The sequence below is a fragment of the Streptomyces polyrhachis genome (genome assembly GCF_042663125.1).
GTDB classification, from domain to species: domain Bacteria; phylum Actinomycetota; class Actinomycetes; order Streptomycetales; family Streptomycetaceae; genus Streptomyces; species Streptomyces polyrhachii.
The window spans coordinates 14,311-33,064 of the sequence record NZ_JBHSZO010000019.1 but is presented as its reverse complement, the minus strand read 5'-3'; the positions used below and the strand labels follow the sequence as shown (position 1 = coordinate 33,064).

Here is an 18,754-nt window from a genome sequence, read left to right as displayed (position 1 = left end):
TCATGGTGCGACTCGGGGGGAACGAATGAAGCGGCAACAGATGTGGCTGACGGCAGGTGCTGCGGCTGCGGTGATCACGCTGCTCAGCGCGTGCAGCGGTACGCAGCAGGAGGACCGTCCGGAAAAGCCCGGTCACGCCGCCGCTGAGCAGTCGACGGCCAAGTCCGCGAAGGTGGCGCTCGCCGAGGGGCTCAAGACAGCCCTCGAAGAGCGCCTCTCCGTCCACGAGAACCGCTACGGATCCGGTACGGAGTCGGTGTGCTCCACCGCGTCCCCCAAGATGTTCAGCCGCGAATGCGCCGAGGCAGCGGCGACGACGGGCGAGGACGCGGCCTACGCCCTGGCCCGGATCGAGGGCAAGGAGGGCTACGCGACCCTGCGCTCGGTCGCGAGGAAACTCCAGGCGGCCACGGCCGACTACGAACGCCTGGCGTGCGCGACGAACCCGACTGACCCCGCCACCCGCAAGGCCTGCCTCGACCCCGCGGCCGCCATCGCCCAGGGCACCACGGACCTGCGTGATGGGACGCGCCTCGGCCTGGCGGGCAGGTAGCCGAAGCCCGGGCGGCGCAGCAGGGCGTTGCCCGAGTTGTCCGTGCCGAGTGCTCACGGCAGTCGTAGCGCCTCGATCTCCGTGTCCTTCAGGAGCGCTTCCGTCAGCTCCGGGGGCCCCGCCACCTTCGTCGCCCACAGGTCGTAGTCCGTGCAGATGACCCAAGAGCGGTCCTGCGCCCACAGGTTGGCCGGGGTGAAGTCCACCTCCGGGTTGTCGTACAGCAGTGTCGCGTCGCCGAGGCGGCCTGCCTGGACATAGAAGGTGTCGAGGTCCAGCGCGCCGAGCATCAGCGGGCTGTAGTAGGCGAGGCAGTGGGTGTCCGCGCCGGCGGGGCTGTGGGCGGTGAGGATCTCGATGAGCCGGTTCCACGTGGGGCGGTCCAGGCTGCCTTCGGTCGGCGGCGCGATGCTGAGGGGCCAGCTGCCGTTCTTGTGGGTAGAGGGGAAGCAGCGGTACGAGGGCAGCAGCCCCTCCGGCACCACCGGATCGCCTGTGCGCAGGGCCAGTTGCGACCAGCGCAGCCGCCGCCAGCCGGGGCCGGGATGCTCTGCGCGCCCCAGGCCGCCGCCGGTGACGGTGCCCGCCTGGGTGAGGTCGAGGTCCCCGACGCGATGCGGTGCAGCGCTGCCGTCCGCGACCTGGGCTCGGTGGAGGTCGTCGTACGACATCGCGGCCGGCCCGCGTTCGTGCTCGTACATGGCGTTGAGCACCCAGACCGCATCGGGCATCGGCGGTGGCATGAAGCCCGTGAGGCCGTCGTCCTCCAGCTCCCGCAGCCAGTCGGTCGTGCTGGACGGGACGTGCGGCCAGCGGGCGGTGATCTCGGACATTCGCCGAGTATGCCAGCCGCCAGGACATACGTGGGCGGTGTGCCCCGACGCCGTGTCGGGGCACACCGCTGGGTGGACTGGGTGGGTGAGGGCCCTACTTCGGGTCACGGTTGAACAGAGACCGGGACCAGACGTAGCCCAGGGCCGTCAGTGCCGCGCACCAACCCACCGCCAGCCAGCCGTTGTTGCCGATCTCTGTGCCCAGGAGGAGGCCGCGCAGGGTTTCGATCGTCGGGGTGAAGGGCTGGTACTCGGCGACCGGTTGGAACCAGCCGGGCATGGCGGCGACCGGGACGAAGGCGCTGGACAGGAGGGGGAGGATCATCAGCGGCATGGCGTTGTTGCTGGCACCCTCAGCGTTCGGGCTGGACAGGCCCATGCCCACCGCGATCCAGGTGAGCGCCAGGGAGACGAGCGTCAGCAGGCCGAGCGCCAGGAGCCATTCGGCGGCGGTGGCGTCCACCGGGCGGAAGCCGATGGCCACGGCGACGGCCCCGACGAGGACCACGCTCAGCACGCACTGCAGCACGCTGCCGGCGACGTGCCCGATGAGCACCGACCCGCGGTGGATCGCCATCGTGCGGAAGCGGGCGATGACGCCCTCGGTCATGTCGGTGGCGACGGACACCGCCGAGCCGATCGTGGTGCCGCCGATGGTCAGCATCAGGATGCCGGGGACGATGTAGGCGAGGTAGTCGGAGCGGTCGGCCGCGCCGCCCTCGATGCCGGCGCTCATCACATCCCCGAAGAGGTAGACGAAGAGCAGGAGCAGCATCACCGGCGTGAGCAGCAGGTTCAGGGTGAGGGACGGGTAGCGCCGGGCGTGCAGAAGGTTGCGGCGCAGCATCGTGGAGGAGTCGCGTACAGCGAGGGTGAGGGAGCTCATCGGGCAGCCTCCGTCGGCTGGTTGGGGCTCGGCACGGTGTCGCCGGTCAGGGCGAAGAACACGTCGTCGAGGTCGGGGGTGTGCACGGTCAGTTCGTCAGCCTCGACGCCGGCGGCGTCCAGCCGGTCGAGGAGGGAGCGCAGCCCGCGCTGGCTGCCGTCGTGGGGGAGTTGCAGGGTGAGGGCTTCGTCGTTGCGGGTGGCTTCGCGCAGTGCGGTGGCCGCGTGGTGGTAGGCGGCGGGGTCGGTGAAGTCCAGTCGTACGTGTCCGCCGGGGACGAGGCGCTTCAGTTCCTCGGCGCTTCCCTCGGCGGCGAGGCGGCCGTTGTTGAGTACGGCGATACGGTCGGCGAGTTGGTCAGCCTCCTCCAGGTACTGGGTGGTGAGGAGAACGGTGGTGCCGCCGGTGACCAACTTGCGGATGATCTGCCACATGGTGTGGCGGGAACGCGGGTCCAGGCCGGTGGTGGGCTCGTCGAGGAAGATGATGCGCGGGTCGCCGACGAGGGTCATGGCGATGTCCAGGCGGCGCTTCATACCGCCGGAGTAGGTGGCGGCCGGCTTCTTCGCGGCGTCGGTGAGGTCGAAGCGCTCCAGCAGGTCGGCGGCGGTCCGCCGTCCCTCGCCTCGGGGGAGGTGGTGCAGGTCGGCCATGAGGAGCATGTTCTCCTCGCCGGTGATCAGCCCGTCCACGGCGGAGAACTGTCCGGTGACGCCGATCGCGGCCCGTACGGCCTGCGGGTCGGCGGTGAGGTCGTGGCCCGCGACCCGGGCCTGGCCGCCGTCGGCGGTGATGAGCGTGGAGAGGATCTTCACGACGGTGGTCTTGCCGGCGCCGTTGGGGCCGAGGAGCGCGAAGACGGAGCCGGTGGGGATGTGCAGGTCGATGCCGTCGAGGACGGTCTTGTCGCCGTACGACTTGCGCAGGCCGGTGGCGGAGACGGCGGCCGGGGGCAGCTGACCGCTGCCGTTTCTGGATGTGGGCATGACAGATGAAGGCATGGGGCCCTCCCGTTCGAAGGATGAAGTGGTAGGGGGAGTGGGGGAGTTACGTGGAGTGGGGCGGTCCTCGGACCGGGCCTCAGGCCGTTGCGCGGCGGACGTCGATGTTGCCCCAGTTGGTGCGGGCGTGGATCTTGACCGTGTCGTCGGCGGACTCGGGGGCGGGGGAGGTGGTGAGGGTGTTGCGGACCTGGCCGCGGTTGGAGTTGAGGTCGAGCCAGGCGGCGGTGCCCTCGCGGATGCCGATCTCGATGGAGCCGTTGGAGGTTTCCAACTGGACGTCCCCACGGGCGACTTCGGTGACGCGCAGGGAGCCGTTGGTGGTGGTGGCGGTGACCGAGGATTCGGCGCGGGTGATGTCGATGGCGCCGTTGGCGCCGCTCGCGCGCAGGTCGCCGGTCACGGCGCCGACGGTCGTGGTGCCGTGCGAGTTCTTCAGGGTCGCGGGGCCGTTGATCAGGCCGATGCGTACGTTGCCGGTGCTGGCGGTGATCTCGGCCGGGCCCTCGACGCGGTCGACGGTGGTCGAGCCGTGTGACGCCTGCAGGTGCAGCGGGCCGGTGGTGTCCAGGCGGACGTCGCCGGCGGAGGTCTTCACCCGGACCTCGCCCAAGCGGCCCTCGCCGAGCAGCCTGGCCGCGGCGCCGGTCACGTCGAGGTCGGAGCCGGTGGGGAGGTCCACCGTCACGTCGACGGTGCCGCCGCGTCCCAGGAGGTTGGCCTTGGGGGTGCGGATGGTCAGGACGCCGGCGGCGTAGGCGACCTCGGTCTGCTCGGCGGTGCGTACGTCCAGGTCCTTCTTCGGGTCGCGGGGGCGTACTTCGACGGTGGTGTCGGGGCGGTCGGTGGCGGTGAACTGGAGGGAGCCGGCGTAGACGTAGGCGGTGACCGAGATCGGTTCGGGGGTGTCGAAAGAAGGCATGGCTGTCCCGTCCTCTTGGGTGGTGGGTCCGTTTCCGCAGGTGGGAGACGGTGTGGGTGGAGTGGGTGTGCGGGCGGGGCGTGCGGTCAGCGCACCCAGCCCGTGAAGCTCTGGCCGACGTTCCGGGTCTTCTCCGGGGTGCGCGGTCGGGCGCTGCTGCCGTCGGCCGCCGCCGCGACCGCCCGTACGAGCCAGGCGTTGACCGACAGGCCCTCGCGGCTCGCGGCCTCCTCGGCGCGTGACTTGAGGTGGGCCGGCAGGCGCAGGTTGATACGGGTGAGGGCGCCCTCGTCGCCGTCGGTGGGCGTGGGGGCCGGGGTGGGTGCGGTCGGCTGCGCGGGGGTGTCGGCGTAGGTGGGGGGCGGCGTGACCACGAAGTCGGGGTCGAGTCCCCGCAGTCGTACGTCCACCGAGCCGGGGGCGATCTCGCGGGTGATCTCGTCCATGGCGGCGGAGAGCACGTTGAGCATCGTCAGCCGGGCTGCCGACTCCAGGGGGGCGGTGAGGCGCTCGGCCAGCTCGCGGGCTTCGTCGCCGCCGGCCTCGGCGGCCACCGCGAGTTCGCGGCGGAGGGTGTCGACATAGGGGGTGAGGTCCATGGCGACATCATGGCATCATTTTGGCTCCATGTGCAAGGCCAATGGCGCCATCTGGGAGGGGATGAGTAAGAGAATCGCTCTGACCTGCGGAAATGATCTGGCACCTAGGAGGTGGGGATGGCATCACGTGGTGCGGCGTGGTGCGGCGTGGTGCCAAGAGGTGCCACTTGGTGCCAGGTGATGCCACCCGGCGCCGCCCCCGCCCCTACTCCGCCTCCGCCGCCGGCTTCGCCGCCCTGTCCTCGGCCCCCCGTTCCCCCGGCACCGTCCGCGCCTGGCGGCGGTAGCGCGCGTACAGCTCGTCGTAGATCGGGGTCGCCGAGTGCGCGGCCCCTTTTCTGCGGGCCGGGCGCATGCCCGGGATGCGGGGGCGGGAGGGCTGCGGGGGAGGGAGCGTGTCCATGGGTTACCGCCTGGGGACGGGTGCGGGGGAGCGGGGTGTGCGCCGTGCGGGCGGCGCCCCGGGTGGGCTCAGCTGCGGGCCACCGAGGTGATCAGGTCGCGCAGTCGTTCGGTGTACAGGCGCATGTTCTTGCCCGCCACGTCCGTGTCCGGGTAGCGGCTGGCCAGTTGCAGGCCCTCGGGCAGGCGGTTGATCCACACGCAGGCCTGGTCGCCGTAGGAGACGCGCATCAGGCCGTACGCCCGCAGCTCGGCCCATCGGTCGGCGCCGGGGATGGCGCGCGCGTCGACGTAGGAGACGATCGAGTACAGGTCGGGGGAGGTGGGGCGGAAGTCCGCGCCCAGCAGGTGCAGTACGCGGGCGATCGGCATGCGGGCCAGGCGGCGGTTGGCGCGCAGTGTGGCGCGTACGGCCGCCAACGCCCGGGGGAAGTCGGGGGCTTGGTCGATGGGGACCTCGATGGGGGCGCCGCCCACGTACCAGCCGACCGACTGCGTCCACTGCGAGGTCACGCGGGTGTGGAAGGGGACCACGGTGCGGTAGACGTCGAGGTCGCCGATCTCGTGGACGATCAGCGCGGTGGCGGCCAGGACACCGACCAGGGAGCCGCCGTAGGGGCGGCAGTGCGCCTCGAAGGCGGCGGCCTCCTCGGCGCCCACCAGGTCCTCCACCAGGAGCTGCTGGCGGGGCAGCGCGCCGTCGGCCTCCAGGCCCAGGTCGACGGGGAAGGCGGGCAGGCGGCCGTCGCAGCGGTGGATGAACTCCCGCCAGCGGGCGACGATTTCGTGGTCGCCGTCGATGCGGTCGGCGTCCGAGCGTTCGATCTCGCAGAAGTCGACGTAGCTGGCCGCGCCCGCCTCCTCGGCCGGGGTCTCGGCCGCGGGGGCGGTGCACAGGGCGAGGAGGTCGGCGGGCAGGCGCTGGATGGAGTAGGAGTCGACGTTGCTGTGGTCGAAGGCGGCGTAGACGCTGGTGCCGTCGTCGCGTACGACTGCCGCGTAGAGGAAGTTCGGCCAGGTCAGGGCGTTGGCTGCGGTGTCGAAGCGGTGCTGGAGGTGGGCGGTCAGCTCGGCGGCGTCGGTGAAGGTGCCGGCCTCCTGGCGGTGCAGGGCGACGTCGGCGGCGTCGAGGGTGAAGCGGCGCATCTCGTTTCCGGCGGCGCCCTCCCAGCGAAAGCCGCTGCGCAGCGTCTCGTGGCGCAGGGTCCAGGCGGCGAGGGCGCCTTCGAGGGCGTCGAGGGTGATGCCGTCGGGGAGGTCGAAGGCGCAGCCGATCCAGGTGGGGACGGTCAGGCCGTCCTCGTGGACCGACTTCGCCGTTCTGATGTGCGATTCCTGTACGTACGCCGGGCGTCGGGCGTCCTCCGGCAGCCGGGCGGCCCTGGCGACGGTGGCGGGGGAGAGCGACCACTCCACGAGCCGACCGGGCCGGAGCTCGCAGCGCTGGATGTCGGTGATTCGCACGGGACGGCTCCGGGGACGGAAGGGGATGATCGAACCAGCGAACACCCGCCGGCACATCATGATGGACCGACACGTACCCATACGGGGCTTTTACGTGGATCGGGTGCCCTCTCGAACGTAGATGCCCCTCCTGTGCCCGGGGTTTGCGCCCGGGGCCGCGTGCGCCCGTAAATTCTCTTGACAGTCGGCGCCGGTCTGCGGAATCTGACGGCGTGACGATGATCGACATATCTCGAATCGGTACAGCCCGAATCGATACAGCCCGAACAGACGCATCCCGAACCGGTACAACCCGCGTGGACGCCGCCCGCTGGCGCGACTCCTACGCCGCCGACTGCGCCGTCCCCGCCGGCCGCCCCCTGCCCGACCTGGTCGCCGAACTGGCCGAGGCGCTGCGCCACGAGGACCCCGACCTGCGCGACGGCGAGCCCTACGTGGTGCTGCGCACCTGGATCGAGCGCGACCTCGTCGCGGGTGAACTGCGCCGGTGGCTGGGCCTGTTGATGGCCGAGCGTTTCGCGGACCCGGCGATCCAGGCCCGCGCCTTCGCGCCCCTGGTCCTGGACATGATCGTCGCGCGCGGCGACGTCGACCCGGCGTGGGTGGACGCCTTCGCCCGCTGGTACCCGGCGGAGGAGGACCTGCGCGGCTGGGACGAGCGGCTGGGCTGGCTGCACGCCGTCGCGCACGGCGCCGACCTGCTCGGCAGCCTGGGCCTGCACCGCGACGTCGACCCGGTGGCGATGCTGGACCTGGCCGCCGCGCGCCTGACCGCGCCCACCGGGCACCTCTTCGACCAGCAGGAGGACGACCGCCTCGCCCAGGCCCTCGCGCGCACGCTGACGCGCCCCGAGCTGAGCGAGGAGCAGGCGGTGGCGTGGCTGGACGCGGTCGAGGCGGACTTCGCCAAGGGCCGTCCGCCGGGGGTGCCCACCACGGCGGCGCACACCTCCAACGCCATGCGTACCCTGCGGGCGCTGTACGTGCTGGCGGACACCGGGGTGACCGGGCGCCGGGGCGGGCCGGTGCTCGCGGTGCGGCACGCGGAGGCGGTGAAGGCGCGGTTGCGGGAGGTGCTGGGGCTGGTGTTCCAGGCGTACTGAGGCGGGGGCCGGGGGCGTCGGGTCGGTAGGTCGACACGTGGACATGCGGACACGCGGGTGTACGGGCGCGCTCCCGGCGGCACGCTTTCGGGTGGCGTCGATACGGCCGGAGGGCCTAACGCCGCCCGCAATACCCGTATAAGCGGATAAATTGGACGCGTCGCGCACGCGACGCGGCACCCGCTGCCCCGGTGGGACGCCGACCGGCCTCACCCCCCACGGAGCACCATGGCCTCCGCGCCCACCCAGCGCGCCAGCGCGATCCTCCGCAACCCGAAACTGTGGATCGCGCCCACCGCCTTGAGCGCGGTGCTCGGCATGGTGCTGGCCCTGCTCTACATGGGCGGCATCCTCGACCCCCCCGGCAGCCTCCACAAGCTGCCCGTCGCCATCGCCAACGACGACCAGAGCGCGCCGCTGCCCGGGCAGAAGGAGAACCTGGGCGCGCAGATCACGAACTCCATCGTCTCCCAGACGCCCTCCGAGAAGGTCAAGTGGACCGTCGTGGGCAGCGACGAGGCCCACGACCGGCTCGCCGCCGGCAAGGCGTTCGGCGTGCTGGTCATCCCCCGGGACTTCACCGACACGGTGGCGGCGGTGGCGGCCGGCAAGGCGGCAAAGCGCCCCCAGTTCACCATCCTCACCAACCCCGGCATGGGCAGCCTGGGCTCCTCACTGGCCACCACCATCACCCAGGACGCCGCCCACCGGGCCTCGACCGCCCTGGGCCGGCAGCTCACCGCGCAGACCACCGACCCCACCCTGAAGGTCTACCTGGCCGACCCGGTGGGCGTGGTGGTACGCGACGGCCACGCCATCGGCGGCCACAGCGGCCTGGGGCTCTCCGCCTTCTACTACACCCTCCTGCTGGTGCTCATCTCCTTCATCGCCGGCAACGGCATCAGCACCGGCGTGGACACCGCGCTCGGCTACGCCGACAGCGAGATCGGCCCCTGGCACTCGCGGCGCCCCACCGTCCTCATCAACCGCACGCAGACGCTGATCGTGAAGATGGTGATGACCGCCGCCATCACCCTGCTGACCTCGTCGCTGCTGATGGTCACGACGATCGGGATCCTGGGCATGGACGCCCATCACCGGGTGCTGCTGTGGGTCTTCTCGTACTGCGTGATGCTCGTCGTCGGCCTGGGCGTGCAGGCGATCAACGCGGCCTTCGGCGGGATCGGCCAGCTGGTGTCGATGCTGGTCTTCCTCGCCCTGGCGCTGCCGTCCTCCGGCGCGGCGGTCCCGCTGGAGGCCGTCCCCGGCTTCTACCGCTTCCTGGGCGCCTTCGAGCCGATGCGCCAGATCACCGACGGCGTGCGCTCGATCCTCTACTTCGACGCCCGCGCGGACGCGGGCCTGCTGCGGGCGTGGCTGATGCTCGTGCTGGGCTTCGTGCTCTCGATGGCCTTCGGCTTCGTGATGACACGGCACTACGACCGGCGCGGCCTGGTGCGGCGCGGGCACCATCCGCCGCCCAAGCCGACGGCGTGACGCCGGGGCGCCACGCCGGCCGAGGGGCGGAGCGCGCGGGGGGCGCGCACTCCGCGTGAGGCGCGCTACCCCTTCTCGAAGTCCCAGACGAGCGCCACCTGCCCCGCCTCGGGTACGCCCGCGGCCCGGCGGTACGTACTCAGCGCCGCCGGATTGCCCTCGTCCGTGACCGTCCACATCCCGTAGCAGCCGCGCTCGCGCGCCACCTCGGCGAGCGCGGCCACCAGGGAGCGGCCGATACCGCGGTTGCGGAAGGGCTCCTCGACGCCCAGCTCGTAGAGGAACACCTCCGTCCCCTTGTCCGGATGCGTCATCTCGACCCCGGTGACCATCCCGACCGGGGCGCCGTCGACGTAGGCGATCAGGAGGTGGTGGCGCTCGTCCGCCAGGAACTTCCCGGTCGCCTCCGGCAGCGGCGGCTCGTCGAACAGATGCCCGGCCGCCTCGACGTCCCGGGCCCGGGTGATACGACGGATCTCCATGCGGGGATTCTGGCGGCCCGGGGGGCGGGGGGCAACGGGGTTGACGCAGTGAAGGGGCGGCGGGCGCGGGCGGGGCCGGTCCGCGCGTGCTCCGACGGCGCGGACCGGGCGGCGATCCTCGGCGCGTGGGACGGAAAACGCCTGGCCGCCAAGGTCACCGGCACCCTGCTGCAGCGCACCTTCGCCGTCGAGGCACCCCCTTGAGTATCCTGCCGAAGGGGATCTCCCGACCGAGCAAAGGAAACCCCCGTGGCCCTCACCACCGCCCTCACCGCCGACCAGGCCAGCGCCCGCCTGCACGAGCTGATCGTCATCGACGTACGTACGCCCGGCGAATACGCCGCCGGCCACCTGCCCGGCGCCCACAACATCCCCCTCGACCACCTCGACACCGCCCTGCCCGCGCTGAAGACCGCTGCGGGCCGCGGCGACCTCCTCCTCGTGTGCGCCTCCGGCGCCCGCTCCGAGACCGCCTGCCGGCGCCTGGCCGATCAGGGCGTCACCGCCGCCACCCTCACCGGCGGCACCACCGCGTGGACGCAGCTCGGCCACGGCACCCACCACGCCACCGGCACCCGTACCCCCTGGGCCATGGAGCGCCAGGTCCGCCTCGCCGCCGGATCCCTCGTCCTGACCGGCCTCATCGCAGGCCGGCGCTGGAACGCGGCCCGCTGGCTTTCCGCGGGCGTCGCCGGCGGCCTGGTCTTCTCCGCCCTCACCAACACCTGCGGCATGGCCAGGATCCTCGCCAGACTCCCCCACAACCAGCCCACGGCCACCGATCTGGACGACACCCTCGCCGCGCTGGCCGGCTGACAGCTCTAGGCTCGGTGCGCCGCGCTGTCGAGGAGCTGCTCCCGGATGATGTCCGCGTGCCCGCAGTGCTGGGCCAGTTCGCGCAGCATGTGGAGGTAGACCCAGCGCAGGGGCAGCGGGCCCCGGCGGTTGCCCCGTACGAGATCGTCCAACTCCAGGTCTGCGGCGGCCTGCCGGGACGCCGCGCAGGCCTGCTGGTAGGCCAGTTGGACGGAGGCGATGGTGTCGCTGTCGTCGAGGTCGAACGACTCGTCCGGTGTGTCGGGGATGCCGATCTCGGCGCGGGACCGGCAGGTGATCGCCTCGTCGAACCAGACCTTTTCGACGAACGTGGCGTGCTTGACGAGGCCCAGCAGCGTGGTCTTGGACGGGACCAGCGAGCGGCGGGCCTGCTCCTCGGTCAGCCCGTTCAAGCTGTCGTTGAGCGCGGATCGATGCTCATGGAGGAAGACCTCGAACTGCTCGCGCAGCGCGGCGTGGAAGACCGAGGGGTCTCTGGACTGTGGGATGGCCATGAACGAAAACATAGGCCAGGCCCTCGACACCGGGGACGCCGGGTGCGGGGGGCGAATTCCGGAATCCTCACATGCCGTCCCGGGGGCGAGGCAGCGGGCCGCCGGCCGGGCGTCCCGTGTAAGCCCGTCGGTCCACCGGGCATGCGTCCGCCCCCGCGGTGGCGAACGGTGGGGGAATGTCGATCTATCTCTTCCGCCTCGGGCAGTGGGCGTTTCGGCGTCGGCGGCTGGTTCTGGCGGTCATGGCGCTGGCCAAGTCCACCTTCTGGTACCACCCCCAGTGGTTCGCCACGTACGTACCGCACCCGGACATCGAGGGGGAGAAACTCACTGTGCGCAGGCACTGAGGTGGCGTCAACAGGGGTGAGCGGATGGGGTATTGAGGCGGGCCGCCCTAGTGTGTCAGCCCGCCTCGTACGCCGCCCTGGCCTCGACGATCTCCGTCACGTGCGTACGGGCCCAGTCGCAGGCGGTGTCCAGCGGCCCCAGCAGAGAGCGGCCGAGCGCGGTCAGTGCGTACTCCACCCGCGGCGGATTCTCGTCGTAGGCGGTCCGGGTCAGGAAACCGTTGCGCTCCATCGAACGGAGCGTCTCGGTAAGCACCTTGGGGGTGACCCAGTGCAGCGGTACCCGTAGCTCGGAAAACCGGCGGGGGCCGACCTCCAGGCAACGCAGCACCATCGCGGTCCACTTGTCGCCGACCCGGAACGGCTGAGCGCGGTCGGAGCACGCGGGGTCGTCGAACATCTCCGCGTCCAAGGGCTCGTTCACCTGCTTGACGGTAGCCCAGTACCTTTGCAGTAACCAGGCACCCCCGGCCTACGGTCGCCGCTATGAGCAACGACATCATCATTTTCGGAGCAGGCGGACGGGTCGGCCGGGCGGCGGTGGCGGAGGCGGTCACCCGCGGCCACCGGGTGACAGCGGTGGTCCGCGACCCCGCGAAGCACCGGGACCTGGGAGGCGGGCGGATCACTGTCGTGCAGGGGGACGTGACCGATCCGCATGCGGTGGCGGCCCTGGCCGAGGGCCATGACGCGGCCCTCAACGCGTCGGTGCGCCTCGATATCGACTCGCAGGAGTTCTTCACAGCGGCGGCAAAGGCGCTGATCACAGGACTGGGGGAGGCAGGGGTACGGCGGCTGCTGACGTTGGGCATCGCGACGACGCTGGAGACGTCCCCGGGCGTACGGATCATGGACGCCCCGGACTTCCCGCAGGCGTGGCGGACGTTCGCGCAGGGGCACGTCGCGGAGTACGACCTCCTCCTGAAGGCCGGCCCACAACTCGACTGGCTGATGGTCGTTCCCCCGCTGGACCTGAACGCGGACGCCGACCCAACCGGCGCCTACCGGACGGCGATCGGAACGGCACTGGCGGCCCCGGGCCTCATCGCACACGCCGATCTCGCGATCGCGATACTGGACGAGATCGAGACACCGCGCCACAGCCGCGTACAACTGGCGGTAGCTGCTCTCCACGGGTCGTGACGATTACTCGGGGCGGGGCCGATCACGGTCGGCCGCCGCCCCGGCCGTCGAGGTATGCGATCAGTCTCGCCTCGCTGCGCAGCAGTCGATCGCGCTCGTCCGCAGGGAGGGACGCCAGCGCGTCGACGAGGACACGCGCTCGGGGAACGTAAACCATCGCACCGGAGTAGACCCGGCATCCGGAACACCATGCCAAACCGACGCACCGCTCGAACATCGGGGACTCGGCCGGATGCATCCGGAACTCGTAGGAGCAGACCGCGGTTTCGCACGCGTCGCAGATCCGGCGATCACCGTTCCTGACGGTGTCCCAGCTCGCGACCTTGACCCAACCCTGCCGCCTGGTCGGTGCTCTTCACGTTGTCATGCGCACCATTCTCCCCCATGGTCACCCGCGACATCAGCCCGTCCCGACCAACCCCGCGACGATCAGGACCAGGCCACCTGAGGGCGAAACCCTCTCCTCGGGGGGACTGGTGAGCCGTGCTCAGTATCACCCTCAATGGTGCGCCCCCGGATAGAAGCCCTCCGGTGTCCGGTCCAGGAACGCGGTGATCGCGCTGATCCGGCCGTCCCCGTCGAGATGGACTACGTCGGTGCCGGCCGCGAAGGACGTACCGTCGCCGAGGAGGATCTCCCAGCGCAGCCGGGCGCGGTCATGATGAAGCCGGGGCTCCTCGCGCAGGCGAAGGACTGCGGGGCCCATGTGGTCGAGGAACTGGTCGCAGAAGTCCGCCAGCGCGGGTGCCCCGGTGAGGACGCCGAGCTCTTCTGTGTGAAGACCAGTGGATTTCGGGCACTGTTGCGCCATCTTCGTTACATTCCAATGGCGATATGGGTTAGCTCCGTACGGCCGGTTGTCAGGCCCACATGGTCTAGCCCTATTGTGGGAAGACGTTCTCCACCGGCGTGCACCGGGGAGCTGTAGACGTAGGGGAGGGGTGGAGAACCATTGGTCCTCCACCCCTCGTGTTTCTCGCTCAGTGACTCAGGTGGCGGCAACCACCAAAGTCACCAGTCAGGACGCCTGCGCGGCGACCTCGACGCGGATGCGGTACGCGCACTCGCTCTTCCGGCTGAAACCGGTGCACGTCGGGGGGAACGTGTCGCCCACCTCGAAGTGGTTGATCAGCCCGTTCTGGTCGACCCAGAACCCCGTCTCCGGGACGCGCTGACCCGTCTTCCAGGATCCGTTGGGACCCTTGGGGAGATGCCTACGCATCTCTGCCTCCTTACTTTCGATTCGCCCAGCCCGACTGCCGGGAGGACGTCATGACGAACGTGGTTGATCTTGCCCAGAGGCGGACCACGCCCGCGGCCGATGGGCGCGAGCCCGCGGTCTGCATGGGATGCGGTGGACAGTGGTTCGAACTGCGCGGGAATCACCCGCAGATGCCAGAACATGGCGCAGTCGCTCTGCGCGCGGATGGCACGGTAGGCGGATACGCTGGCACGCCGCACTGTCTGGGCTGCGGGAAGGCGTGGGACATCCGCGTCGGGCGGTGAGACCCGGGTTCCGGAGGGGACTTCCGGAACGATAGGCTGTGGAGCAGCAGCCACGGGAACCTGTTCTCTCCGTGCGAGCCCCGGACTTGGCGTTGCAGTCGCCATCCGAGGCGTTGCGTTGTGAGCCGCGTTGCGCAGCGCGACCAGATTAGCGCACGGGACCGACACACCCTCAGAAACCGGCTCTGCCTGGTAGTTGGGGCCGTCACGCAGCCCGACGATCAGCTCATCCTACGCGCTCCACGGGCGTCTCACTCGAGCGCCTCGATGGCCTTAAGGATCAAGGAACGCGCCTGCGCCCCGTACACCGCGAGCCGGCGCAGCTGCTCGAACGCCTTCACGTACAGCGCGATCTCGGACGGCTGCGTGAGCGTCACGCGGGCGGACAGCAGCTCGACGGACACGAGCGCGTCGTCGTAGATGTGGAAGGTCTCCTGCGGCCACATCGGGCGGGCGGGGGCGGCGCTGGGGATGATGCCGAGGGAGACGGCGGGCAGGGCCCCCACGGTCAGCAGGTAGCCGAGCTGGCCGGCCATCGCCTCGGCTTCCCCGATGCGGTAGCGCAGGGCCGCTTCCTCGATGAGGAGCACGAACCGCCGCCCCGGCTCGTGGATGATCCGGGACCGCTCCAGGCGGGCGGATACCGCCGCGGTGACGTCGTTGGGGATCTCGCGGAACTCGGTGATGGCGGACAGCAGTGCGGAGGCGTATCCCTCGGTCTGCAGCAGCCCGGGGATCAGAGTGCCGGAGTAGACGCGGAAGAGCCGCGTGGAGCGGAACAGGGCGACGTACGACTCCTGGAGCTGCTTGAGCCCGGTGCGCTGGCGGCGCCGCCACTCCACGTACATCGACTCCGCGGTGCGGGACGCGGCGATGAGGTCCGCCGCCTGGTCCGTGCTCCCGCAGGCACGGCACCACGCCCGGATGTCGGCGGGGGAGGGCGGCGTCCGGGCGTTCTCGATCCGGTACGTCTTGGGGTGCGTCCAGCCGCAGCGGACAGCCAGCTCACTCCCGGTGAGCCCGGCGTCCTGGCGGAGTTCGCGGAGCCGGTGTGCGACGCCTGCGCGCGCGGCCTGCGCCGCGGACGAGGGGGAGATGGGCATGGGCTGGCCTGTCCGGTTCCTTCTGTCAGCGGATCTGGTAGTCCTCGTGCGGGACGGCCCGCTCCCACACCGCCTCGAAGGCGGAGGCGCACAGCTTCACGGCCGCCGGGTCCTCGCTCATCTCGCCGCCCGCCGAGGCGCCGTCACCGGTGAAGTGGTTCCAGCGGATGAGGCGGTCGTCGATGAGCCAGAAGTCGTTTCCGGGCAGGCACAGGTCCGAGGCGCGCCGGCGGGGGAGCCAGCGCACCAGTTCGCCCGCGGCGAGGTTCGTGAAGGTGCCCGAGTGCTCGTAGCGGATGTAGTCGGTGACCGGCTCGGACACGATCCGGGCACGGCGTACGACGACGCCCCGGGCGACGGTCTCGGCGATCAGGTCGAGCCAGGGACGCCACCACGAGGCACGGTCCGCCGGATCGTGGCGAAAGCCGCTGCGCCAGGCCGCGAAGGCGTCCTTCTCGCTGTCGACGGCGTACGCGTCGCGCATCTCCAGGTGCACGGCAGTGTGCCGCGCACTGCGCAGCAGTTCGTCAAAGGCCGGCACGTTCGAGGGCATCGCACGCCTTCCTGATGTCGCCGATCATGCGGGCCGGGATCCGGACCAGCTGCTCGCTGTCGGGGATGCCGACCGCGTGCCCGGGTGCCTCGAACGCGGCGCACTGCGCGTGGAGTTCGGGGTCCGGCTTCCAGCCCTGCAGGACCAGCTCCTTCGCGTCGGTGTCCACCCATACGGTGGGGCTCTCGCCGTCTCCGGTGTTGGGGTCGATGCCGATGAACAGTAAGGGCATGGCTGCCTCCCACGCTCGGTGTGGTCGTAGATGTACACGACGGTCACGCTTCCGCGCGGTCGCGTCAAGGGGGCGAGGGCACCAACTCCCTGACAGGAGAGGGCACGTGTACATCGGTGCACATTCCTGGCGTACGTGCGTTGTGGCTCCCTAGCGTCGTCTGTATGGCGAATCACCTACGGGCCGTGGACGCCGACGCTTCCCGGCCGTTGCTGACTCTGCGCGTATCGAAGGACAGTGGTCGGACCTGGGGGCCGACGAGGCGCATCCTCCCCGCTGCGTGCCGGCCGGACATCACCGCCGCGTGGCCTCCGTGCGAGTGCCCGCGCCACCGGAGGCCGACATGAGTGACACCACCTCGACGAGGAACGAGCCGGGGGTGTTCGAGTACTGGCCGCCGCCACCTGCGCCGGTCGACGGGTGCGAACGTTGCGCCCACCTCGCCGCCGAACGTGCCCGGGCCCGATCCGGAGGAGACGCTTCGGCGGTCAGCGACGCCAACGTCCTGATGCGCAATCACCACGCCCAGAACTAGGCTGCCGGTCCCTGACTCGGCGTCCTACCAGCCCATGTCCTTGGCTACTTCTTCCTGCGCTGCGGCGATCTCCTCCTCGGTGGACTCGATAACGTCCACCTCCTCCAGCCGTGTCAGCAGGTCTGCGAGGGCCTGCTTCTGGGACGGGTGCGTGATCGGCACAGTGTTCAGGTCGGTACTCATCAGCCAGTCGAACAGCACGATGGCGTCGGAGCGCCACAGGCGGAGATCGACGGTCGGTGTAGAGCCCCATGGGAATCCAGTTTCCATGGGGACACCATGCCAAGTCAGCGGTCTGCTGAGCGATGAAGCCCAAGGGACGCACGCGCAGTCTGCCCAACCATCGACCCTTTGGGACGGGACAGGCATGTCCAATTCGAACTTGAAGTCCCACAGTCTTCTGAGTCACTTCCCCCCGCCCTCCAGCGGGCCGGGGCCCGGACCGCGGCGTTACGCCACCGGCTCCGTGCAGCCGCCCGCCAACTTCCGCGCCAACTCCGTGAGTTCCGGTACGTGCAGTACCCGCCCCCCGAAGCCCGGCAGCGGGACGTGCAGGGGCGTCGTCCAGCGGGGCGGGATGGCGGCCGTGCCGTGGAGTGCGCCGGCCAGGGTGCCGGTTACCGCCGCCACCGTGTCCGTGTCGCCGCCCAGGTCGATCGCCGCGCGTAGGGCCTCCTCGTACGAGGACGTTGTACGCAGCGCCCAGACGGCGGAGCCCAGGCAGGGCCAGACCGCGCCGTTGAACTCCGTGGCCTGGTCGGGGTGCCAGTCGGGGGATAGGACGGTGGTGTAGCGGGCGCGGTGGTCGGGGTGGACCTCGGCGAGGATGGCGGGCAGGGCGGTGAGCGGGTCGCCGCCGTCCAGGGCGGTGCGGACCAGTTCGTGGAGGATCGCCGTGCCCTCCCAGGCCGCGCGGTCGCCGTGGGTGAGCGCCGCGAGGCGGCGGCCGGCGTCCATGGTGGCCTCGCGGCCGAGCGGCGCGAAGTACACCGCCGAGGTGGCCGCGCGCATCAGCGCGCCGTTGCCCGCCGCCCGGCCGTTGTGCTGGAAGTGCAGCGCGGCGGCCAGGTCCCAGGGGTCGCCGCTGGTGAGCACGCTCTCGGTCTGCAGCCCGATGTCCTTCGGATCCCCGGCCGCCCACCGCCGGAACCGCTGGAATACCTCGGGCAGTTGAAGTCCCCCGCACTCCACCAGCGACTCCCCGACGAGCACTGCCATCTGCGTGTCGTCGGTCGCCTCCCCGACGTCCCAGCCACCGCCCCCGCACATCTCCCCGCCGCACCCGGCCGCCGGGAAACGCGCGGAGAAGGCGCCCTCGGGTCCGAACTCGAAGGGCGCCCCGAGCGCGTCACCGACGGCGGAGCCGAGTACGGCGGCGATGGCACGGTCCGTACGGGCGTCGGAGGCGGGGGTGGTAGGGGAGTTCACTACGCCAGAGTAGGAGGCAGTCGCGGGCCTGGACGACGGGTTTATGCGGTGGGACCGACGGTGGATGCAGCGTTGCGACGGGCCGGTTGGGCAGGTGGCCCTGCACGGTGCGGCCACCGTCTCGTGGGACCGCTCCCGGTTCGGCGAGGATCTCGCGCCGCCGCCGTCCGTCAGACCCTGTCAGCCCCCGTCGCCGGCACGGGGCGCGCCCGCGTCGCCAGCGTCCGGCGTGAACAGGGCTTCGGCATCCGGCGCGCTCAGTGCCCGCAGCGACCACAGCTCCAGAAGCCCTATGTCCGTACAGCCCAGAATCCGCGCGCGAGCCGCCTCCGGGACCTCGATCCCCCGGTGGTCGAGGATGTTCAGCACGGTACGCGCGGCCTGGCGCACCGCGCCCTGCTCGCGCCCCTCCTCGCGGACCTGCTCGGCGGCCTCCGAGCGGAAGAAATAGCCGAGTGTGCTCATCAACGCCCTCCACCTTGATCGTGCCGCGCCCTCGGGCAGACCGGCTTCCACGTACTCCGCGAAGATCACTGCCGTGTCCGGGTCGAGTGTCCCCAGCGCGGCGGCCACCGCCTCCAGTATGGCAGGCGCCGCCTCCCCCTTACTGTGCGTGATCGCCGAGAACACCGCGAGCGGTACGTCCTGGGCCGCCTGGCGCTCGTTCTCGACCACGGGCACGTTGTCCGGCCCCAGGACCAGCGGCCGGACCACCATCGACGCCCAGCAGATGCTCGAAGGTGCGGATCAGCAGGCCGGTGTCCTCCTGGAAGATCCGGTGCAACGCCTCGTGCGAAGAACTGACCATGCGTCAGACGCTAGGGGGTTCGCTTG

Annotated in this window: 25 protein-coding genes; 7 read left to right on the top strand and 18 right to left on the bottom strand. The window is 70.8% G+C overall.

Annotated elements, in window-relative coordinates:
* Positions 1–25: 25 nt before the first annotated feature.
* Positions 26–553, top strand: coding sequence for a hypothetical protein (locus tag ACFQLX_RS13765; protein WP_386414797.1), 528 nt, complete (start codon positions 26–28; stop codon positions 551–553).
* A gap of 53 nt (positions 554–606) precedes the next feature.
* On the opposite strand, the gene ACFQLX_RS13760 is transcribed toward ACFQLX_RS13765, so the two are convergent.
* The 7 genes from ACFQLX_RS13760 to ACFQLX_RS13730 all read right to left on the bottom strand — a co-directional run bounded on the left by ACFQLX_RS13760 (position 607) and on the right by ACFQLX_RS13730 (position 6,660).
* The gene (locus tag ACFQLX_RS13760) at positions 607–1,386 is read right to left on the bottom strand and encodes a hypothetical protein (protein ID WP_386414796.1); all 780 of its coding nucleotides are present in this window, start codon (positions 1,384–1,386) and stop codon (positions 607–609) included.
* Positions 1,387–1,480: 94 nt separating this feature from the next.
* Complete coding sequence (locus ACFQLX_RS13755) at positions 1,481–2,272, bottom strand: ABC transporter permease (protein ID WP_386414795.1); 792 nt, start codon at positions 2,270–2,272, stop codon at positions 1,481–1,483.
* Positions 2,269–3,258, bottom strand: a complete 990-nt coding sequence (locus ACFQLX_RS13750) for an ATP-binding cassette domain-containing protein (RefSeq protein WP_386414794.1) — start codon at positions 3,256–3,258, stop codon at positions 2,269–2,271. The genes ACFQLX_RS13755 and ACFQLX_RS13750 overlap by 4 nt, the downstream gene beginning before the upstream one ends.
* Positions 3,259–3,352: 94 nt before the next feature.
* On the bottom strand, positions 3,353–4,195 hold the full coding sequence (locus tag ACFQLX_RS13745; protein ID WP_386414793.1) for a DUF4097 family beta strand repeat-containing protein: 843 nt from the start codon (positions 4,193–4,195) through the stop codon (positions 3,353–3,355).
* Between the two features lie 86 nt (positions 4,196–4,281).
* Positions 4,282–4,794, bottom strand: coding sequence for a toxin-antitoxin system HicB family antitoxin (locus tag ACFQLX_RS13740; RefSeq protein WP_386414791.1), 513 nt, complete (start codon positions 4,792–4,794; stop codon positions 4,282–4,284).
* A 205-nt stretch (positions 4,795–4,999) separates the two neighbouring features.
* On the bottom strand, positions 5,000–5,197 hold the full coding sequence (locus ACFQLX_RS13735) for a hypothetical protein (protein WP_386414789.1): 198 nt from the start codon (positions 5,195–5,197) through the stop codon (positions 5,000–5,002).
* A gap of 68 nt (positions 5,198–5,265) precedes the next feature.
* Positions 5,266–6,660, bottom strand: a complete 1,395-nt coding sequence (locus tag ACFQLX_RS13730; protein ID WP_386414788.1) for a condensation domain-containing protein — start codon at positions 6,658–6,660, stop codon at positions 5,266–5,268.
* A 296-nt stretch (positions 6,661–6,956) separates the two neighbouring features.
* Between ACFQLX_RS13730 and ACFQLX_RS13725 the strand changes: the two genes are divergently transcribed.
* Together ACFQLX_RS13725 and ACFQLX_RS13720 are read left to right on the top strand one after the other, a co-directional pair.
* Positions 6,957–7,763 (top strand): DUF2785 domain-containing protein, encoded by an 807-nt coding sequence (locus ACFQLX_RS13725; protein ID WP_386414787.1) that lies wholly within the window; start codon positions 6,957–6,959, stop codon positions 7,761–7,763.
* 228 nt (positions 7,764–7,991) lie between these two features.
* Complete coding sequence (locus tag ACFQLX_RS13720) at positions 7,992–9,260, top strand: YhgE/Pip domain-containing protein (RefSeq protein ID WP_386414786.1); 1,269 nt, start codon at positions 7,992–7,994, stop codon at positions 9,258–9,260.
* 65 nt (positions 9,261–9,325) lie between these two features.
* On the opposite strand, the gene ACFQLX_RS13715 is transcribed toward ACFQLX_RS13720, so the two are convergent.
* A complete protein-coding gene (locus ACFQLX_RS13715) occupies positions 9,326–9,742 on the bottom strand; it encodes a GNAT family N-acetyltransferase (RefSeq protein ID WP_386414785.1) in 417 nt (138 codons plus the stop codon).
* A gap of 48 nt (positions 9,743–9,790) precedes the next feature.
* On the opposite strand from ACFQLX_RS13715, the gene ACFQLX_RS13710 reads away from it, so the two are divergent.
* Both ACFQLX_RS13710 and ACFQLX_RS13705 read left to right on the top strand, forming a co-directional pair.
* Positions 9,791–9,946, top strand: a complete 156-nt coding sequence (locus tag ACFQLX_RS13710; RefSeq protein WP_386414923.1) for a hypothetical protein — start codon at positions 9,791–9,793, stop codon at positions 9,944–9,946.
* A gap of 45 nt (positions 9,947–9,991) precedes the next feature.
* Positions 9,992–10,558, top strand: a complete 567-nt coding sequence (locus ACFQLX_RS13705; protein ID WP_386414784.1) for a rhodanese-like domain-containing protein — start codon at positions 9,992–9,994, stop codon at positions 10,556–10,558.
* A 5-nt stretch (positions 10,559–10,563) separates the two neighbouring features.
* On the opposite strand, the gene ACFQLX_RS13700 is transcribed toward ACFQLX_RS13705, so the two are convergent.
* Complete coding sequence (locus ACFQLX_RS13700) at positions 10,564–11,073, bottom strand: DinB family protein (RefSeq protein ID WP_386414783.1); 510 nt, start codon at positions 11,071–11,073, stop codon at positions 10,564–10,566.
* Between the two features lie 176 nt (positions 11,074–11,249).
* On the opposite strand from ACFQLX_RS13700, the gene ACFQLX_RS13695 reads away from it, so the two are divergent.
* A complete protein-coding gene (locus tag ACFQLX_RS13695; RefSeq protein ID WP_386414782.1) occupies positions 11,250–11,420 on the top strand; it encodes a hypothetical protein in 171 nt (56 codons plus the stop codon).
* Between the two features lie 55 nt (positions 11,421–11,475).
* Here ACFQLX_RS13695 and ACFQLX_RS13690 read toward each other — a convergent pair whose 3' ends face one another.
* A complete protein-coding gene (locus ACFQLX_RS13690) occupies positions 11,476–11,844 on the bottom strand; it encodes a winged helix-turn-helix transcriptional regulator (RefSeq protein WP_386414781.1) in 369 nt (122 codons plus the stop codon).
* Between the two features lie 62 nt (positions 11,845–11,906).
* Here ACFQLX_RS13690 and ACFQLX_RS13685 point away from each other — a divergent pair, with 62 nt between their 5' ends.
* Positions 11,907–12,563, top strand: a complete 657-nt coding sequence (locus ACFQLX_RS13685; RefSeq protein ID WP_386414780.1) for an NAD(P)-dependent oxidoreductase — start codon at positions 11,907–11,909, stop codon at positions 12,561–12,563.
* Between the two features lie 499 nt (positions 12,564–13,062).
* On the opposite strand, the gene ACFQLX_RS13680 is transcribed toward ACFQLX_RS13685, so the two are convergent.
* The 8 genes from ACFQLX_RS13680 to ACFQLX_RS13645 form a co-directional block, all read right to left on the bottom strand.
* On the bottom strand, positions 13,063–13,374 hold the full coding sequence (locus tag ACFQLX_RS13680; protein ID WP_386414779.1) for a hypothetical protein: 312 nt from the start codon (positions 13,372–13,374) through the stop codon (positions 13,063–13,065).
* Positions 13,375–13,581: 207 nt separating this feature from the next.
* Entirely contained in the window at positions 13,582–13,785 is a 204-nt protein-coding gene (locus ACFQLX_RS13675; RefSeq protein WP_386414778.1) for a hypothetical protein, read from the bottom strand.
* Positions 13,786–14,320: 535 nt separating this feature from the next.
* Positions 14,321–15,172, bottom strand: a complete 852-nt coding sequence (locus ACFQLX_RS13670; protein ID WP_386414777.1) for a helix-turn-helix domain-containing protein — start codon at positions 15,170–15,172, stop codon at positions 14,321–14,323.
* Positions 15,173–15,197: 25 nt separating this feature from the next.
* Positions 15,198–15,725: a DUF6879 family protein gene (locus ACFQLX_RS13665; RefSeq protein ID WP_386414776.1), complete on the bottom strand. Its 528-nt coding sequence runs from the start codon at positions 15,723–15,725 to the stop codon at positions 15,198–15,200.
* Positions 15,700–15,957 carry a hypothetical protein gene (locus tag ACFQLX_RS13660; protein ID WP_386414775.1) on the bottom strand — a complete coding sequence of 86 codons (258 nt, stop codon included), beginning with the start codon at positions 15,955–15,957 and terminating at the stop codon, positions 15,700–15,702. The genes ACFQLX_RS13665 and ACFQLX_RS13660 overlap by 26 nt, the downstream gene beginning before the upstream one ends.
* A 559-nt stretch (positions 15,958–16,516) precedes the next feature.
* On the bottom strand, positions 16,517–16,762 hold the full coding sequence (locus ACFQLX_RS13655; protein WP_386414774.1) for a hypothetical protein: 246 nt from the start codon (positions 16,760–16,762) through the stop codon (positions 16,517–16,519).
* 180 nt (positions 16,763–16,942) lie between these two features.
* Positions 16,943–17,920: an ADP-ribosylglycohydrolase family protein gene (locus tag ACFQLX_RS13650; protein WP_386414773.1), complete on the bottom strand. Its 978-nt coding sequence runs from the start codon at positions 17,918–17,920 to the stop codon at positions 16,943–16,945.
* Positions 17,921–18,100: 180 nt separating this feature from the next.
* A complete protein-coding gene (locus ACFQLX_RS13645) occupies positions 18,101–18,637 on the bottom strand; it encodes a hypothetical protein (protein WP_386414772.1) in 537 nt (178 codons plus the stop codon).
* Positions 18,638–18,754 lie beyond the last annotated feature (117 nt).

Bases quoted from the DNA above. Each gene is read 5' to 3' on its own strand.
- ACFQLX_RS13765 (WP_386414797.1), top strand. From the start codon at position 26: ATGAAGCGGCAACAGATGTGGCTGACGGCAGGTGCTGCGGCTGCGGTG.
- ACFQLX_RS13760 (WP_386414796.1), bottom strand. From the start codon at position 1,386: ATGTCCGAGATCACCGCCCGCTGGCCGCACGTCCCGTCCAGCACGACC.
- ACFQLX_RS13755 (WP_386414795.1), bottom strand. From the start codon at position 2,272: ATGAGCTCCCTCACCCTCGCTGTACGCGACTCCTCCACGATGCTGCGC.
- ACFQLX_RS13750 (WP_386414794.1), bottom strand. From the start codon at position 3,258: ATGCCCACATCCAGAAACGGCAGCGGTCAGCTGCCCCCGGCCGCCGTC.
- ACFQLX_RS13745 (WP_386414793.1), bottom strand. From the start codon at position 4,195: ATGCCTTCTTTCGACACCCCCGAACCGATCTCGGTCACCGCCTACGTC.
- ACFQLX_RS13740 (WP_386414791.1), bottom strand. From the start codon at position 4,794: ATGGACCTCACCCCCTATGTCGACACCCTCCGCCGCGAACTCGCGGTG.
- ACFQLX_RS13735 (WP_386414789.1), bottom strand. From the start codon at position 5,197: ATGGACACGCTCCCTCCCCCGCAGCCCTCCCGCCCCCGCATCCCGGGC.
- ACFQLX_RS13720 (WP_386414786.1), top strand. From the start codon at position 7,992: ATGGCCTCCGCGCCCACCCAGCGCGCCAGCGCGATCCTCCGCAACCCG.
- ACFQLX_RS13715 (WP_386414785.1), bottom strand. From the start codon at position 9,742: ATGGAGATCCGTCGTATCACCCGGGCCCGGGACGTCGAGGCGGCCGGG.
- ACFQLX_RS13700 (WP_386414783.1), bottom strand. From the start codon at position 11,073: ATGGCCATCCCACAGTCCAGAGACCCCTCGGTCTTCCACGCCGCGCTG.
- ACFQLX_RS13695 (WP_386414782.1), top strand. From the start codon at position 11,250: ATGTCGATCTATCTCTTCCGCCTCGGGCAGTGGGCGTTTCGGCGTCGG.
- ACFQLX_RS13685 (WP_386414780.1), top strand. From the start codon at position 11,907: ATGAGCAACGACATCATCATTTTCGGAGCAGGCGGACGGGTCGGCCGG.
- ACFQLX_RS13680 (WP_386414779.1), bottom strand. From the start codon at position 13,374: ATGGCGCAACAGTGCCCGAAATCCACTGGTCTTCACACAGAAGAGCTC.
- ACFQLX_RS13675 (WP_386414778.1), bottom strand. From the start codon at position 13,785: ATGCGTAGGCATCTCCCCAAGGGTCCCAACGGATCCTGGAAGACGGGT.
- ACFQLX_RS13670 (WP_386414777.1), bottom strand. From the start codon at position 15,172: ATGCCCATCTCCCCCTCGTCCGCGGCGCAGGCCGCGCGCGCAGGCGTC.
- ACFQLX_RS13665 (WP_386414776.1), bottom strand. From the start codon at position 15,725: ATGCCCTCGAACGTGCCGGCCTTTGACGAACTGCTGCGCAGTGCGCGG.
- ACFQLX_RS13660 (WP_386414775.1), bottom strand. From the start codon at position 15,957: ATGCCCTTACTGTTCATCGGCATCGACCCCAACACCGGAGACGGCGAG.
- ACFQLX_RS13655 (WP_386414774.1), bottom strand. From the start codon at position 16,762: ATGGAAACTGGATTCCCATGGGGCTCTACACCGACCGTCGATCTCCGC.
- ACFQLX_RS13645 (WP_386414772.1), bottom strand. From the start codon at position 18,637: ATGGTGGTCCGGCCGCTGGTCCTGGGGCCGGACAACGTGCCCGTGGTC.